The sequence below is a fragment of the Massilia sp. LXY-5 genome (genome assembly GCF_059801075.1).
In genome coordinates, this window is the sequence record NZ_JBNNEH010000008.1 from 234813 (window position 1) to 248509 (window position 13697).

Consider the following 13697-nt stretch of genomic DNA (forward strand, 5'->3'; position numbering starts at 1 on the left):
CAGTCGAGAAGGCAGCATGCTGAGAACCGGTGCCGGACACTAGCCAGTGTTCGCTGTTCGATTCATCCAGGTAGGAGCGAGCTTGGAAGGTGATCTGCGGTTTGGAGTCACACCTGGTCAGCCGGAGGTATTGGGGGAAGTGGCATCAGTGTGGCGGATAACTCAGTAGCCAACTTTATGTGCGTACTGGTATCGCGTACGCTTGCGAGCGGGGCGCAGCATCGATATAAAGGCTGACTGCCAACGCTGAGCTGCGGTCATTCATGCGGGTCGCGGAAGTGAACTGACCAGAGTACAACTGCGAGGTGCCTGACTAGCGTATTGGGCTACTAGGGTGATTTACTCATCCCCCGGCTGCGCCGTTGTGCGTTCGCCGTCAGCGTCATCAACCCGTTTTGAGCGCCACCGGGAGTAGAAATAGGCCCCGCCGGAGACAACCCCGACTGTCGTGGCGGTCGCTGCGATGACAGGGGCCGCGACGACGATCAGCGGCGCGCTCGTTAATCCAAGTGCGACGCCGACCGCAGTGAGTCCCGTCGGTGCGGCGATCGCAGCGCCGGCAGCCGTGATGCCGGTCGCGATGCCGAGCCCCATCGATAACGTTTCGACGCCATCGGCAATCTCTTTGTGGTTAGCATCAACCTTCCGGGTGAGATCCACGAAGCGGCCCGTTACTTTGTGGGTCCCAGCCGCCGCCGTCTGCGCCCATTCTTTGGCAAGAGTAGTAGCCTTCTCGGTGTCTATCTGGTCAAATGCCACTGACACGGTGTGGCGAACAGATCTCCCAGCGTTAAGAGCTGAGGTGCCCGCTTCGCTCACCTGATGGTGCACGAACGAATACCCATTGGACGACGCTGAGGCGACCCACGAGGAAAGCTCGCTAAGGCTCTTGTATGTTGGTTTCATCAAAATGGCCTATTTACATGCATTGAACACGCGCGAACAACTTGAATTTCGCGTTGGCGTTGTCGGAATGAAGTATCTGTCCGTGCAGACACACGCCCTAGAGCGGGTTAGATACGAAAGTCATCCAAGGTTTGGCCCTTTGCCATGCCCTCCGCAAGCCACCTCGGCTGACGGCCGCGGCCTGTCCAGGTCTGGAGAGGATCGGCAGGATTGCGGTACTGAGGTTTCACCTTTTTGCCGCCTTCTTTCTTCGTTTTCTTCGCGTTGGTCGATAGCAAATCTTCGACAGATATGCCGACTCCTTGCGCGATCGCGAGAATTTGCTCCCGTGCCCGCTGAACTTCCTGTTGTCCGCGGTTCTTTATCTCTCTTTCGATGTCGTGCTGAAGGCCTTTCAGCTCGCCTAGGTTATAGCCGGATAGGTCGATGGTTGACATAATTGGTTCCTTCGCGGTTGGAGGTGAATCGACTCGATGATTCTACTATGCACCTAGCGGCATGACGCGATTATTGTGGAGCGCTTTCGATGGACGCCAATGGCTACTCAAGTGAAGCAGCGAAACTGTCACTCCATGACCACGAGGTCCTAACGCCGTGCGGGCCGCGTCGAGGCGGTACTGCTCGCGTCCTATTAAGCCATCTACATATCGCTGCAGAGTACCTCGGGTTACAGTAATTGTTGCTGATCCGATAACTGTGCAGTATGCTGGCGGCGACGCGCCTACCTCGCCATCTATAAGATCGGCCTCGCACCGCGTCTATCCCCGTCCACTATATCCAACCATATCGGGTCGCACGTGCAACTCTACGCTTCAGGTGAATCCACTCCGTTTTCTCTTCGACATGACTCCATTCAGGAACGCCGCATCGGAAAGTTGTACTACCTTTTTAAAGGCCGTAACGCCTGGCACTCGACTTGGATCACACGCTATTCGGATGGCTGCATGCATACAAGTTTAGCGGCTGCAAAACAAAGCGCAGAAAAGCAGCGACAAAGCGGAACGAAGTTTTACATTCTTGAGCTTCCCGTACTGATCCTGGCAGGGGAAGACGAAGCTGTACTGGTAACGCAGATCAACTCGTTGATAACGCTTGCACATTACCATCCGGACGGTGCTTCAAAGTATAGGGAGGACGACGAGCCCAGGACATGCAATATTGATCAGGGCAGTTCCTTATACGATGCATATTGTACTTTTGGCGCTCATAGCGATTATTGGGACGTTCGCCCCCCTTTGTCGAACTCGGTGATTCGGTTCGTGCTGCCAATTGATAAAGCCGAGCTAGAACCATACAGCGCCACCCAGTCCCAGATATATACCTCAACCTCTTTCGGTGCAAGTCACTATCTAGGTTGGCCAGGGCGCAGAGATAGCGAGCGGTCGATTCATATTGATCGCGTGCTTTCCTGGTCATGAACTTGACGGAGCAAGGCCAGGTCTTGAGCAGCAGATCGAGCGGAGCGGTTCGAACTAGCCTTGCCGTCCGTTCTGGGTGGGGATTAGCTGCTACGTGGAAACGTTCTAAGTCCGGCGCGTAAATGAGCAACCAACAACTATATAGTTCTGATGAGGTATCGCGCATACTGCATGCGTACCGGTCCATATTCCCGACGATTACAGCCGAGTTGGCGGAGTACTGGGGTTTAAAGCGTGATCGTCCTTGGTCTTGCGTCACCACCGATTTTCATAGCGCGACGTTTGCAAAGTTTCAGGCTATTCACGAGCGAACGTTAGAGATCGACAAATTGAACTTGGAGAAGCAAGCGCAGGGCATTGCCCTGCGCGACGCGGCAATGTCGACAGGAGCCGGCTACAGCATTGGCATCTCGCCTTGGACAGATAATTTGCTTGCTCGTACCTACTCTGACGGAAACGACAGCGTTGTCATTTTGCTGGGCCATGACTGGTATCCGATCGTGACCGGCGACCGTCCTTCCGGCACTCCTCTGATGTCATGGGACTCGCTACACCAGGTAAAGCGTTACTGGCCGGGTGCGCCTCAAGCCGTTCTGGACGGCACTACTGTCGGACTGTTTGTCAATCTGTACCCCGATTACCGTCCGCCAGGGGACCCAAAGTGCGGGAACCTGTCTAAGTACGGCTACAGCTACGCCCGGTGCCTGCTCGGCGTAGACGCGCTTATCAGCGAAGTGCGTAAGCGTTTCAGGAAGGTACAGTTGATCTCGTGGGGGGCCGACGTGTGGAGCGCGTTGGCGCCGCGGGTGGCGAATCTTGGTCAACCCACGCTGCTATCTACGGCGGTGCGGGAGGCATCAGGGCAGGTACGCAGCATTGAGCTGGGTGGGCAAGCGTTGCCATATCTGCCGGTCATGCATCCAGGTCATTGGGGTAATTTCGGACGTGACTATCACCTGCGTCATGTGAAGGCTGGATATGCGGCACTTGGATTAGGACCTCCGGGGCTGGATAATGCAGGGCTTAGGCGTGTCCGGTCAGCGCGAGAGATCGCGTTAGACTAAGCTGATCCGAAGAAGGCATGTCTGCGAAACGAAAAAGAGTGGGCGTCGCATCCGTTAGCAAAAAGTCGAAGCAAATTTCTCGCCATTTCTGACAAGTTCAAATCCTCATGACAGTTTATGTTATCCAAACAAGCGAAGCAGAGCACAGGAAGCTGCCTGAAGACGTGCAACGCTTGATCAGCGACGGCTCTATTCTCTTGGCGCGTTTAACTCACTTTAAGAATACCGGGGCGCACACACCAAGCATGTCCTACGATGCTCTGTCGGAAGCATGGCGCAGCGTTTTCAGCGAGACGGGGGCCTCCCAGGATCTCATCAATATGCTGGCGGTGACACTCGAACTTTGGCCCCGTCTCGTGACCGGTTATGAAGAAACATTCAATCGGTTCGCTCGGGCGAATCTGCAAGTGGGCGACCGCTTCATCGTTCATGGGGAAGACACCTCCCCTAGTGAAGGCTTTTTGTATCGCCAGGCCCTCGTTTTGGTTGAGGAGGTCGCAAGTATCTTGGAACGGGCTTTTTTCAGTCGTTGCGTCTTAGATAATTGGTCTGCTTACAGTCGGCATACCCGAATCATTGAAGCGTTAGCAGCGTATCGCCCGCAAGTGCATGCCATCATCAGCGAGCCAAGACTGTGGCGTGCTGACGGCAAGATCAACGAAAAGAAGGCTGCCAAGCTTCTTTGCGATAGCGTGTCTGCCAACCTTGATGGGATAACCGGTGCTGAGCTCGAAGCCCTAGCACGCCACTGGAAAGGTAGCGGTGACACCGCTGTTACGGGAGCGCGAGGTGCCGGCCAGAAGGGTAAGGCCTTCGAGGAGGAAGTAGAGCGCCTTTTCGTTGCGTGTGGTTTCGGGGTTGAAACGACCGCGTCCAGCGGCGACTATGGAGTCGACCTGGTCGTGAGCGACGCAGGCATGCGCATTGCGGTTCAGGTAAAAAACTTGGCGACACCAGTCGGCGTCGGCGCCGTGCAAGAGGTGAGCGCGGGCGCACTGCACTATCGCTGTGCACATACGCTCGTAGTAGCAAACAACGGCTTTACCGATGCTGCGCGGGTTCTGGCTAGTTCGACGAGAACAAGGCTTGAGACGCTGCACTCGCTACGGGAACGCCTCAAGCGCCAGATGGTCGAGTTGTTGGTAGGGTAAATCGCGTGCCAACGTGTTTTTGGCACGTTCCGCGCTCGTGCGTAAGGGCTTTGTTCAGATCCGCAGGCATGCCTTGCGCCAGGAAGGGTGGTTCAGCGTGACCCTATCTGACGATCAAACCTAATGAGATAGCGAGACTGGATTCCCTGTCTGTTGAATGTTCAACGAATCTCATCGACCGCAACTGGCAGCGGCTGGCAAACTCGAAAACGTCGGCCACAGCTATCTGGCACCAGCTTTGTGACAATCAGATAGTTTGCGCCTGGCAATCAATTGGTATGATATTGCGCCCGGTCGTCTCGGAAATAGACGTCTTCAACGCTCACTACATATCATGACCAAAAATTTGCTGTTCGTCGCCGCCATGCTCAGTATGTTCCTTCTGGGCTGCAAGCCGGACGAGCCCCCCATGTTGCCTGGCGAGCAGGCGCTTGCGAATTTGCGGGAGCATCTAAAGCATGAGTCCGGTCAGACGCGATTGCAGCCGGTCGTGTGCGACGGCAGTGCGTCTGGTCGTCCGGAACTGCTGTGCCATGCCGATCTGATCCAGAACTACGGCGGCGAAGAAAAGAAGATCGGTTCATCTGCATTTTCCTGCGGCGCGACTCCAGGCAGTAGCTGCCGCTTCGTGTCTTCCGCCGACGGCGATCGGGCTACGGCCGCGGTCACGGCCGCATCATGTACCGATCCGCTCCACACCGGGTCGAAAATTGAGTTGAAGGACGTCGGCACGGCCACTGTTGCCGACATTACCAACAGCGACACCTCGGACCAATCCTGGGTAAGCGTGTCGCTTAACCTGCACGACGCCAACCTGCGCCTGAGCGAAGAACAGGTCAACAGCGCCGTGGATCAATTGTCCGACCGTGTCGGCGCCACCTGCCGGTCTTATCCGCTTAAAAAAACCCGTATCTTCCTATACCCGGCCGGTGTCAAGGCTGGCGAGAGCGGGAACTGGATTGCGCGGTTCACCAAGGCAGAAAAGCGCGAGCTCGACATCAACCGACAGCTGCTAAGAGATGAGCGCTCCGACCGTTTTGCCTGCCTGGATCAAAAAGAGCCTGGCATCGGCGGCAATGACGGAACTAAGCTTCCGCCCGTGCGCCAGCGGGAGATTATCGGTACCTGGGCAGACAGCGGCTTTAATCTCACCATGAGCCTCGAACGGGTCAAGGGTAAGGTGTACAAGGTGTATCGCAGCGCCTATTGCGCCAGCGGTGAGCGCGGGGAATTGCTGCGCACGGCGGCAACAGGGCGCTTTGCCGTCATCGGGAGCAGAAGCGGCGACTATTACGAGCTGACGCCGGACGGCGACTTGGGGGTGTTCGACCGTACCGGGAGCATTGATGTATTGCCGAAACACTTCGCGCTGCATCCGGCTCCTGCGAAAAAATAGGATGGACTATCTTGGTCGACTATACATGCAGCTATAGGGCCTGCCTTCTTTCGCCACCCCTCCAACGCTTGCGATCGGCCGCGTTGGTAGGGTGTACGGGATACCCAGTGCACACTGCGCATAGCGCTTCTATCGCATCGCGCGTGGCTAAGTGAAGGCTGTCTTTCTCGGCGAACGATCTTGACGCAACGCGAACTGGCGAACGAACTTAATAAACAGTATAAATCTTTATGGCTTAAGTTGTGGCGAGACTTCCCCAACATGTCCGCTACTTTGATGGCCTGAACTGCGACAACGAGTCCCGAGCATATGTAAGACAGGAAATGATGCCAATCACTGAACCGGGCTAGTCAACTGGCAGCGAAGACACCCCCCTTGCCGCTATTCGATTGCGAATCGTCGCTGCCCATCAAGTGCTCGACTAAAGGCACTGCAGCGTTCGCTAGGGGTTGAGAGCCGACGGAGATGGCCGCAGTCCGGACGCTAAGATGGCAGCCGTGTTCGGCGACCGACTGCCATGGTCACGCACTTCTTCCGAAGACCTATGGTCACTTCTAGAAGTTCATCTTCAGGTCTACCCTAGATCGCCGAAGGGCAGCAGACTGTATGTTATCGATCATGCGGGCCTTATCCTCAGAGCCGGAACACCTTGCGAGTACGTGCCGCGTTAGCTTAGCAGCGGCAGCGGCATGACCGGCAGGAGTCGCCTTCACAGTTGATGCGAGCAGGTGGTTGCAGACAATTCACCAGGCCGTTCTGCCGCGGCTCCGTCGGCACGAGCAGATCATGAGGGATCAAGCCAGCGTTGACGCAGCCAGCGCGCCAGCACCACCGGTGGCGAGCATACGGGCCGGAAGCCTACTGGTCGCAACAAGCTCGACTGCAAACTCCTGCTGCCCGCGGTTCTTTATCTCTTTTTCGATGTCGTGCTGAAGGCCTTTCAGCTCGCCTAGGTTATAGCCGGACAGGTCGATGGTTGACATAAGAGGCAAACTGCAACCCACTCCTCGAGGAGGCTGTTGGAACACATGCATGCGCAAAAGGCACGCAAATACACATGAATAACGGCAAATGAGCTTACCAAAAAACCCCTACTGCGAATGAAAGAGGTATGGAGTCAGGATACGGCTCCCCTTGACAGAGTACCTGATGGGTCGCGTGCTATTGACCCCTACATTCATGAAGGATGACTACGGGTGTAAAAATAGAGGGGGTGTTGTTCTCATGCAACTTCTTATTTTTGATTCTACACGGTCGCCTTGGCACTAAAGTTTTCTCATGTGATGATGCGAATGACGAATATCGAGGCCCTTCGCTCTCGATGAGACCTTGAAAGGGAAGTATGCCAGCCGCATCATTAACAAGAAGGCTTTTGCGTAGGATGTCGTTTGCGGATGTGAAGTCGGTAAATAACCATTTCGGACTACAGCCTCGGAAAAGCAAAGACGAAATGGTGGGCCAGATCATGTATCAGGTTGGAACCAGCCTAAAAACACTTGTTGTGGCAGATGGTCCGTTTCAGTTGAAAGAGTGGAACACGATTGCCGAGAAATTCGGAGGCGCCCCAAGGAATTCGTTCGAATCTGCCGCGTTGGAAATTGAGTTTGCCTTAGACCCCATTTTTGATGAACTAGATGGGGATACGACCATCGCCGTGATCCGCCAGAACAAGTCGGACATGCGAATTCTGGCGAGAAAACTCGGGTGCGAACTCAATGAACTGAGCCAAGCGCTTAATGAAACCCATGGTTCCACGCTGTTGGCAACTTTCGTGACAAAGTTCCGCGAAGCACAGGCCAGTACATTGCGCGCAGGACAAGGCGATCACAGTTTGCTCAGCGTTGCATCGACACTGGTAACCGCTGCGTCCGTTGATCGCATGTCCCTCGCCTGGATCTGCGACCACATCGGCGCGGCGGATGAGATCTCGATCGCCGCCGGCTTTTATGATGTTAAATTTATCGAGCGTGTCCTACGATTGAGCCAAGCTAAGCAGGTACGCTTGATGTTCAATGGACTGGGTGGGAGGCGACTGATTGACCAGAGCCAAGAGCTTAAGGAGTTAGTACAGAAGTTAAACAAAGGCCAACGAACAATCGACATACGGCTTGCGTTCGCTCCTGGCTTATTCCATTCAAAACTATTTCTTATTTCTCAGAATGGCGTGACACGCGCGTTAGTAGGATCCGCTAATGCGACGTTGGCGGCGTTTTCCCACAACGAAGAGCTCATGATTACGCTACCTCAAGCTGGCGCGCTTGTTGGGTACTTTGACGCAGCTTGGAAGAGCGCAAGCCCGCTGAATTCGCTTCAAAGAGAAGCGAACAGCTTGATCAATTTTTTCAGAACTGGTGTTCTTTATTTTAAGCCTGTTGCTACCTTGGCGACGTCGATTAACCCATTTCGGGATCTGCTCCAGTTGTTGACCAATGATGAGCGGGCGGCCCTTGGAGGTGTTCAATTACCCTACGCGGATCAGGCAACTGGAATTGGTCCATTTAATTTGAAGCACGCCGTGCACAGCATTACGAACGATGACGTTTGGGATGACATGGTGGACGAGGCAGCTACGCCTGACGATGGCAAAGCGCCTAGACTGAGCATTAGACCCTGGTCGATCGAGACATGCTTTGGCTATTGGGTGCCGAGCGCACTCGACCGCGACTGGCGAGCGCGGCTGGAGGACGCCGGCAGTGTGAAGCGGGAACGGCTGGAGCGTTTTCGCGCAGAACTTGTCAAGCTCGACAAGGAGGTGCTTGTCGAGAAATACCGGGAATATTTGGCTGAGGTTCGCGGTTTGTTGGAAACAAGGATTCCACGGTTCGCATCGCTTTTGAACCAGCTTGAACGTGACCCGTTTGAGGTAGCGTTTTTTGGAAAATTCGTCGCACGCGTTACTGGCTACCTGGAAGATAAAACCCGCCTCAAACGGCTTGCAGAGCCTTTCATTTCGGCGGGGATGCCCGAAATATGGGAAGACGTGCAAGCGTACCAAGATTTTCGCGCAAGCTTTTTTGAGTATCTTGATCGAGCAGCGCGCCTGCCCAACAACAAGCCAAAGGTCGCCCGTATCATTCTGGAACAATTGGGCGTCGATGGCCCGCTCGATGATGAGGAAGAATGGACGGACGTGTTTGATGAATTTTTAAAGCGAAATGGGTGGGCTGACGAAGCTTGGAAAGAGCACGCTTGACGGATTTCAGGGTGGCTGACAAAGCCTCACGCTTTACTTGTGAGGCTACACATCCGTATAGCGTGCAACAAATGACCGTGTAGGGACTCCTCCGCGTTTGCAGCAATCCGTGTTCGGGCCGAAAGGTCCGACCGTTTACGTATATCCGGTCTCGAGATGCCGCACCCGTTCCAGGTACTGCATCGCTTAAGACTGATAACAGCAAAAGAGTGGAGGGCCGAGTGTGCAAGCGGTGTGCGCGCAAAGCCAGCAAGAGCCTTGATTGGGGGCGCCGGGTTGCAAGGAAGTCGACGGTCGTGCGATACGTATGTTTGTGGTCGAGCAAATTGCAGGGGCCGGCAATGCCGCAGGATGCTGATGGCAATCTGATATCAGATTGCCGACGTCGTTCGAGTGGCCTTTGCCTTGCTAGGAGCTGAAAGATGAAGCGGTCGTCGTTGGTGCTCGGCACTGCCCTGCTGTTGGCAGCTGGATTTGCTAACGCGGACGATCACGGCTGCACGGTATTGTTGTGTTTAGCAAATCCGGCCGGTCCAATGGCCGTCGCGGAATGCGTGGCGCCGATCAAAAAACTGTATCGCGACCTCGCACGAGGCAAGCCGTTCCCTGCGTGCGCGATGGCCAGTGCTCCCGACGCGCCACCTAGCAAGTCGTGGGCTCAGCACGGGGTGTCGTACTACGATCCATGTCCTAGTGGGACCACCGCGTTGGAGGCGGGCAGCTATGCCGTGCAGAACGCTGACGGTGCCTCCTTCTCGCTCGGCATTGGCGAAGGCGATTACCGCGGCGGTGATGACCCGACGACGTTGCCCAACAAAATATGTGTCGGCAATCGGCTTGGCGACACGCCGATCCAGCTGAGTGGGGGAGACAGTGGGTCCTCGCTGGCCGCGGGCGTTTTCGACCAGGTCGTTGTCATTAGCCCGGTGGCGCAGCCAAATTACATCGATGTCTACGTAGACTCGACGTTCCTGCATCGCGTCCGTTGGTGAGGCGGCGATGTTGGCGTTTCACGTGCTAGCACAGCAGTGTGCCCCGGCCGTTCATCCGGCGACGCTGGCCGCCGTCGTCAGCGTTGAATCGACCTCCAATCCGTTTGCGATTGGCGTTGTCGGTGCGCGGCTGACACGGCAACCGGCGAATCAGGCTGAAGCCGTGGCAACGGCAAAGTCGCTGGCCGCGGTCGGCTACAATTTTTCCCTCGGGCTTGGACAGGTCAACCGCTACAACTTGAAGAAGTATGGTCTCGACTATTCCACCGCGTTCGAACCATGTGCCAACTTGCATGCCGCCTCTCGCATTCTCAAGGAGTGCTACGACCGCGCCAAAGCGAACAGGATAAGCGCCGAGGCTGTCTTACAGGCGGCATTGAGCTGCTACTACAGCGGCAATTTTTCGACCGGTTTTCGACGAGATGTCGAAAACCAGCCGAGCTATGTCCAAAAGGTACTCAACAGTGCAGCTGTGATTGGTAAAAGTGAGCAGGCTGCCCCGATCCGCCTCGCACCGAGCTTGAAGTCGGAGCAGTCTGGCAACGCACCTTTGCGCAGTGTCGCCCAAATCCGGGCCCGGCCACCAAGTGGAACGAGCTTCACCGTCACCCAGGACAGTCCGCCGGATCTCTCAATAATGGTGTATCGCTAGCTGACATAAGGAATGTGCACCCAGACGTAAATCGGGCCGGGCTGGTGCGCCTGGGCGACGGTTTTTTCCGCTGTGAAGCGGACCGAAAAACGCGTCTAGTCGCCGCTGTAGCGGTAATGCCGAGTTTGCTGTAAGCGTCAAATCAGCACCGTCTAGACACTGGACGGCGCCCGTCGCAAAGTAGTCCCCCATTAAATTTTGGTGGACACTATTTTGGAAAGCGAAGTTGAACACAGCAGGCGCCGGCGTAGTGCGAAACACCTGCTGGAATTCAAGCGGCAGCTGGCGTAGGGGGCATGCGATTCGGCGATGAGTGTGTCGCAGCTGGCCCTGCAGCATGTCCTGGACACGAACATGCTGGATCGTCGACCCGACCGGCATGGTTCGGGTTTTCTGAGCACGAGGCGTGGGAGCCCTTCATTGCCTGCCGCTTGTGTCCAGGCCAGCGGCGGCCACTCTAGCACCGCATGCGATCAGCAGCATACGGTACGCGCTTGCGTTTCGGGAACGACTTCATCCCCGACATGAAAATGTATTCGACAAATTGCTTTCTAGCAACATTCACGAGAGCAAAGTACCTATAGTGGAGTGAATTGGCCCGGCAGCGGAGCTGCTCAGCCACCGGCTTCGTCGGCGCAGCGGTCGATACCCACATACACGGAAGGGACAGCAACATGCGTGACATGCCAGTCGACCGCAACGACGACCGCGTGTTTAACGCGACGTGTCGGGAACCATTTATTCATCGGAAGCAGGCCCGAATGCCACGCGGTGTCGTCGCATGTCTCAGCGTCGCAAGCTTTCTTGGGGCTTGTGCCATGTCATACAAAGCGCCTGTGTCAGGATCCACTGCGCGCATCCGGATAGCAGCACCGGAAGCAGCACGGGGTATGGTGGGAGATGAACTCTAGTCGTAACTTTGGTGTCCAACCATACGCGAAGGCAGACACGAGGACACCATGGAAGCGATGGTCAAGAGCGGAGCGGCGGCCCGTCGGTTGGGGGTAACGGTCAAAACGCTCCAGCGATGGGACCGCAGTGGAGTGTTTGCGCCGCTGACGCGCAGCCCGACCGGCCTGCGCCTGTACAGCGAATCCCAGCTTGCGGCGCGGCTCGGGTTGCCGCTGCCCACTGCTTCTCGTCGCGTAGTTGCATACTGCCGGGTCTCCAGCGCTGCCCAGAAACCGGACCTGCGCAACCAACGCCGGGTACTCGAGGAATTTTGCGTGGCGCGCGCCCTGGCAGGCGTCGAGTTTGTGGAAGAAGTTGGCGGCGCTCTGAACTTCCGGCGCCGCCGCCTGCTGGAACTGACCGACGCCATCGGCCGCCGTGAAGTAGGTACCCTGGTGCTGGCGCACCGCGACCGGCTGACCCGCTTTGGTTTCGAGTGGTTCGAGCATTTCGCCCACATGAATGGCTGCGAGCTGCTCGTACTGAATCAGGAGCGGTTGTCGCCAGAACAGGAAATGGTGCAGGACATGATGACGATCGTGCACTGCTTCTCCAGTCGTTTGTACGGCCTGCGCAACTACCGCCGCCAGCTCGACGCTGCACTGAAACAGGACGCTTCGCATGTTGCTGGCCCATCGCATCAGGCTTGAACCGACGCCGCAGCAGTGCGACTATTTTGCCCGCGTAGCCGGCACTGCTCGCCGCGTCTGGAACTGGGCTCTGGCCGAGTGGCAGCGCCAGATCGGCGCCGGCCTGCGGCCCGACGCGATGGCGCTGAAAAAACAGTTCAATGCCATCAAGTACGCCCATCCAGACTGGCTCGACAGCGAGGGCCGGCCCTGGCTGCGCACGATCCACCGCGACGCCCACGCGCAGCCGTTCGCGCACCTGGCCAAGGCATGGACCCGCTATCTCACGGCGCGCAAGGCAGGCCAGCCTGGCCACCGGCCCCGCTTCAAGAAGAAAGGACGTTGCCGCGACAGCTTTTATGTTGCCAACGACAAGTTTCGCGTCGAGGGCAAAAACGCCGTCCTGCCGAAGGTCGGGCGGGTGGCGCTGGCCGAGGCGCTGCGGTTTCCCGGCAAGATCATGGGGGGGAGTGTCTCGCGCGAGGCCGACCGCTGGTTCCTCGCGGTCCAGGTCGAGGTGCCCGACGGGGTTGCACTGAAGTGCCGCACCGGCGACGGGGTGGTGGGCGCCGACCTGGGCGTGAGCGCCGCAGCCACGCTGAGCACGGGCGAGAAGATCGCAGCGCCGCGCCCCTTACGCTCGGCGCTGCGCCGCCTGCGTATCCGCTCGCGCCGCCAGTCGCGGAAAATGAAAGCGGCCAAGGCCGCTGCAGGCATCGCCGGCGCCATTCCGAAGGGAACACGCCTGCCGAGATCCATCAACCAGACCAAAGGCGCGCGTAGTCTCGCACGCCTGCATGCGCGCATCGCCCGGGTGCGCGCGGATTTTATTCACAAGCTCACCACGCGCCTGTGCCGCGAAAACCAGGCGGTGGCGATCGAGGACCTGCACGTCAAGGGGATGCTGGCCAATGCACGCCTGGCGCGCAGCATTGCCGATGTCGGCTTTCATGAGATCCGGCGCCAGTTGCAGTACAAGGCCCTACGCTACGGCACGGTGATCGTGCTGGCCGACCGCTGGTATCCGTCCAGCAAGCTGTGCTGCGCCTGCGGTCGGAAGAATGGTTCGCTGGCCTTAGTCGAACGCGTGTGGACCTGCCGTTGCGGCGTCCGGCACGACCGTGATGTGAACGCGGCCATCAATCTACAACGGCTCGCAACCGGCGCCCTTGCGGCGCGCACTGCGCTACCCGTGGCGAGTCCGGCGGCAACGCCGGGCACTGCTGCCGGAATGATTCCGGCAGCAGGCGGGAAAGTCACGCCTGTCAGGCACGAATACGGTCAGCAGGACGGTTCGGGGCAGGAAGAGAGCGGTGCGTACTTTTGCGCACGTTTTTGATAGCAG

The 13697-nt window shown here is 57.1% G+C and carries 12 protein-coding genes; 9 read left to right on the forward strand and 3 right to left on the reverse strand.

Going from position 1 to position 13697, the window contains the following annotated elements; all coding sequences use genetic code 11:
* Positions 1–339: 339 nt before the first annotated feature.
* Both ACI48I_RS23395 and ACI48I_RS23400 read right to left on the reverse strand, forming a co-directional pair.
* The gene (locus ACI48I_RS23395) at positions 340–906 is read right to left on the reverse strand and encodes a hypothetical protein (protein ID WP_498575629.1); all 567 of its coding nucleotides are present in this window, start codon (positions 904–906) and stop codon (positions 340–342) included.
* A gap of 107 nt (positions 907–1013) precedes the next feature.
* Entirely contained in the window at positions 1014–1343 is a 330-nt protein-coding gene (locus tag ACI48I_RS23400; protein ID WP_498575630.1) for an H-NS histone family protein, read from the reverse strand.
* A gap of 360 nt (positions 1344–1703) precedes the next feature.
* On the opposite strand from ACI48I_RS23400, the gene ACI48I_RS23405 reads away from it, so the two are divergent.
* From ACI48I_RS23405 to ACI48I_RS23420, 4 genes are all read left to right on the forward strand, one after another.
* Entirely contained in the window at positions 1704–2324 is a 621-nt protein-coding gene (locus ACI48I_RS23405; RefSeq protein WP_498575631.1) for a hypothetical protein, read from the forward strand.
* A 122-nt stretch (positions 2325–2446) separates the two neighbouring features.
* On the forward strand, positions 2447–3388 hold the full coding sequence (locus ACI48I_RS23410) for a hypothetical protein (RefSeq protein WP_498575632.1): 942 nt from the start codon (positions 2447–2449) through the stop codon (positions 3386–3388).
* A 107-nt stretch (positions 3389–3495) separates the two neighbouring features.
* On the forward strand, positions 3496–4539 hold the full coding sequence (locus ACI48I_RS23415) for a restriction endonuclease (RefSeq protein WP_498575633.1): 1044 nt from the start codon (positions 3496–3498) through the stop codon (positions 4537–4539).
* A gap of 334 nt (positions 4540–4873) precedes the next feature.
* On the forward strand, positions 4874–5935 hold the full coding sequence (locus ACI48I_RS23420; protein WP_498575634.1) for a hypothetical protein: 1062 nt from the start codon (positions 4874–4876) through the stop codon (positions 5933–5935).
* A 794-nt stretch (positions 5936–6729) separates the two neighbouring features.
* On the opposite strand, the gene ACI48I_RS23425 is transcribed toward ACI48I_RS23420, so the two are convergent.
* Positions 6730–6918 carry a hypothetical protein gene (locus ACI48I_RS23425; RefSeq protein WP_498575635.1) on the reverse strand — a complete coding sequence of 63 codons (189 nt, stop codon included), beginning with the start codon at positions 6916–6918 and terminating at the stop codon, positions 6730–6732.
* A 467-nt stretch (positions 6919–7385) separates the two neighbouring features.
* Between ACI48I_RS23425 and ACI48I_RS23430 the strand changes: the two genes are divergently transcribed.
* The 5 genes from ACI48I_RS23430 to ACI48I_RS23450 all read left to right on the forward strand — a co-directional run bounded on the left by ACI48I_RS23430 (position 7386) and on the right by ACI48I_RS23450 (position 13691).
* The gene (locus tag ACI48I_RS23430) at positions 7386–9128 is read left to right on the forward strand and encodes a phospholipase D family protein (protein ID WP_498575636.1); all 1743 of its coding nucleotides are present in this window, start codon (positions 7386–7388) and stop codon (positions 9126–9128) included.
* Positions 9129–9550: 422 nt separating this feature from the next.
* Positions 9551–10120, forward strand: a complete 570-nt coding sequence (locus ACI48I_RS23435) for a hypothetical protein (protein WP_498575637.1) — start codon at positions 9551–9553, stop codon at positions 10118–10120.
* A 7-nt stretch (positions 10121–10127) separates the two neighbouring features.
* Positions 10128–10772, forward strand: a complete 645-nt coding sequence (locus ACI48I_RS23440) for a lytic transglycosylase domain-containing protein (protein ID WP_498575638.1) — start codon at positions 10128–10130, stop codon at positions 10770–10772.
* Between the two features lie 959 nt (positions 10773–11731).
* The gene (locus tag ACI48I_RS23445; protein WP_498575639.1) at positions 11732–12373 is read left to right on the forward strand and encodes an IS607 family transposase; all 642 of its coding nucleotides are present in this window, start codon (positions 11732–11734) and stop codon (positions 12371–12373) included.
* A complete protein-coding gene (locus ACI48I_RS23450; protein WP_498575640.1) occupies positions 12345–13691 on the forward strand; it encodes an RNA-guided endonuclease InsQ/TnpB family protein in 1347 nt (448 codons plus the stop codon). The genes ACI48I_RS23445 and ACI48I_RS23450 overlap by 29 nt, the downstream gene beginning before the upstream one ends.
* Positions 13692–13697 lie beyond the last annotated feature (6 nt).

Bases quoted from the DNA above. Each gene is read 5' to 3' on its own strand.
- ACI48I_RS23395 (WP_498575629.1), bottom strand. From the start codon at position 906: ATGAAACCAACATACAAGAGCCTTAGCGAGCTTTCCTCGTGGGTCGCC.
- ACI48I_RS23400 (WP_498575630.1), bottom strand. From the start codon at position 1,343: ATGTCAACCATCGACCTATCCGGCTATAACCTAGGCGAGCTGAAAGGC.
- ACI48I_RS23410 (WP_498575632.1), top strand. From the start codon at position 2,447: ATGAGCAACCAACAACTATATAGTTCTGATGAGGTATCGCGCATACTG.
- ACI48I_RS23415 (WP_498575633.1), top strand. From the start codon at position 3,496: ATGACAGTTTATGTTATCCAAACAAGCGAAGCAGAGCACAGGAAGCTG.
- ACI48I_RS23420 (WP_498575634.1), top strand. From the start codon at position 4,874: ATGACCAAAAATTTGCTGTTCGTCGCCGCCATGCTCAGTATGTTCCTT.
- ACI48I_RS23425 (WP_498575635.1), bottom strand. From the start codon at position 6,918: ATGTCAACCATCGACCTGTCCGGCTATAACCTAGGCGAGCTGAAAGGC.
- ACI48I_RS23430 (WP_498575636.1), top strand. From the start codon at position 7,386: ATGGTGGGCCAGATCATGTATCAGGTTGGAACCAGCCTAAAAACACTT.
- ACI48I_RS23435 (WP_498575637.1), top strand. From the start codon at position 9,551: ATGAAGCGGTCGTCGTTGGTGCTCGGCACTGCCCTGCTGTTGGCAGCT.
- ACI48I_RS23440 (WP_498575638.1), top strand. From the start codon at position 10,128: ATGTTGGCGTTTCACGTGCTAGCACAGCAGTGTGCCCCGGCCGTTCAT.
- ACI48I_RS23445 (WP_498575639.1), top strand. From the start codon at position 11,732: ATGGAAGCGATGGTCAAGAGCGGAGCGGCGGCCCGTCGGTTGGGGGTA.
- ACI48I_RS23450 (WP_498575640.1), top strand. From the start codon at position 12,345: ATGTTGCTGGCCCATCGCATCAGGCTTGAACCGACGCCGCAGCAGTGC.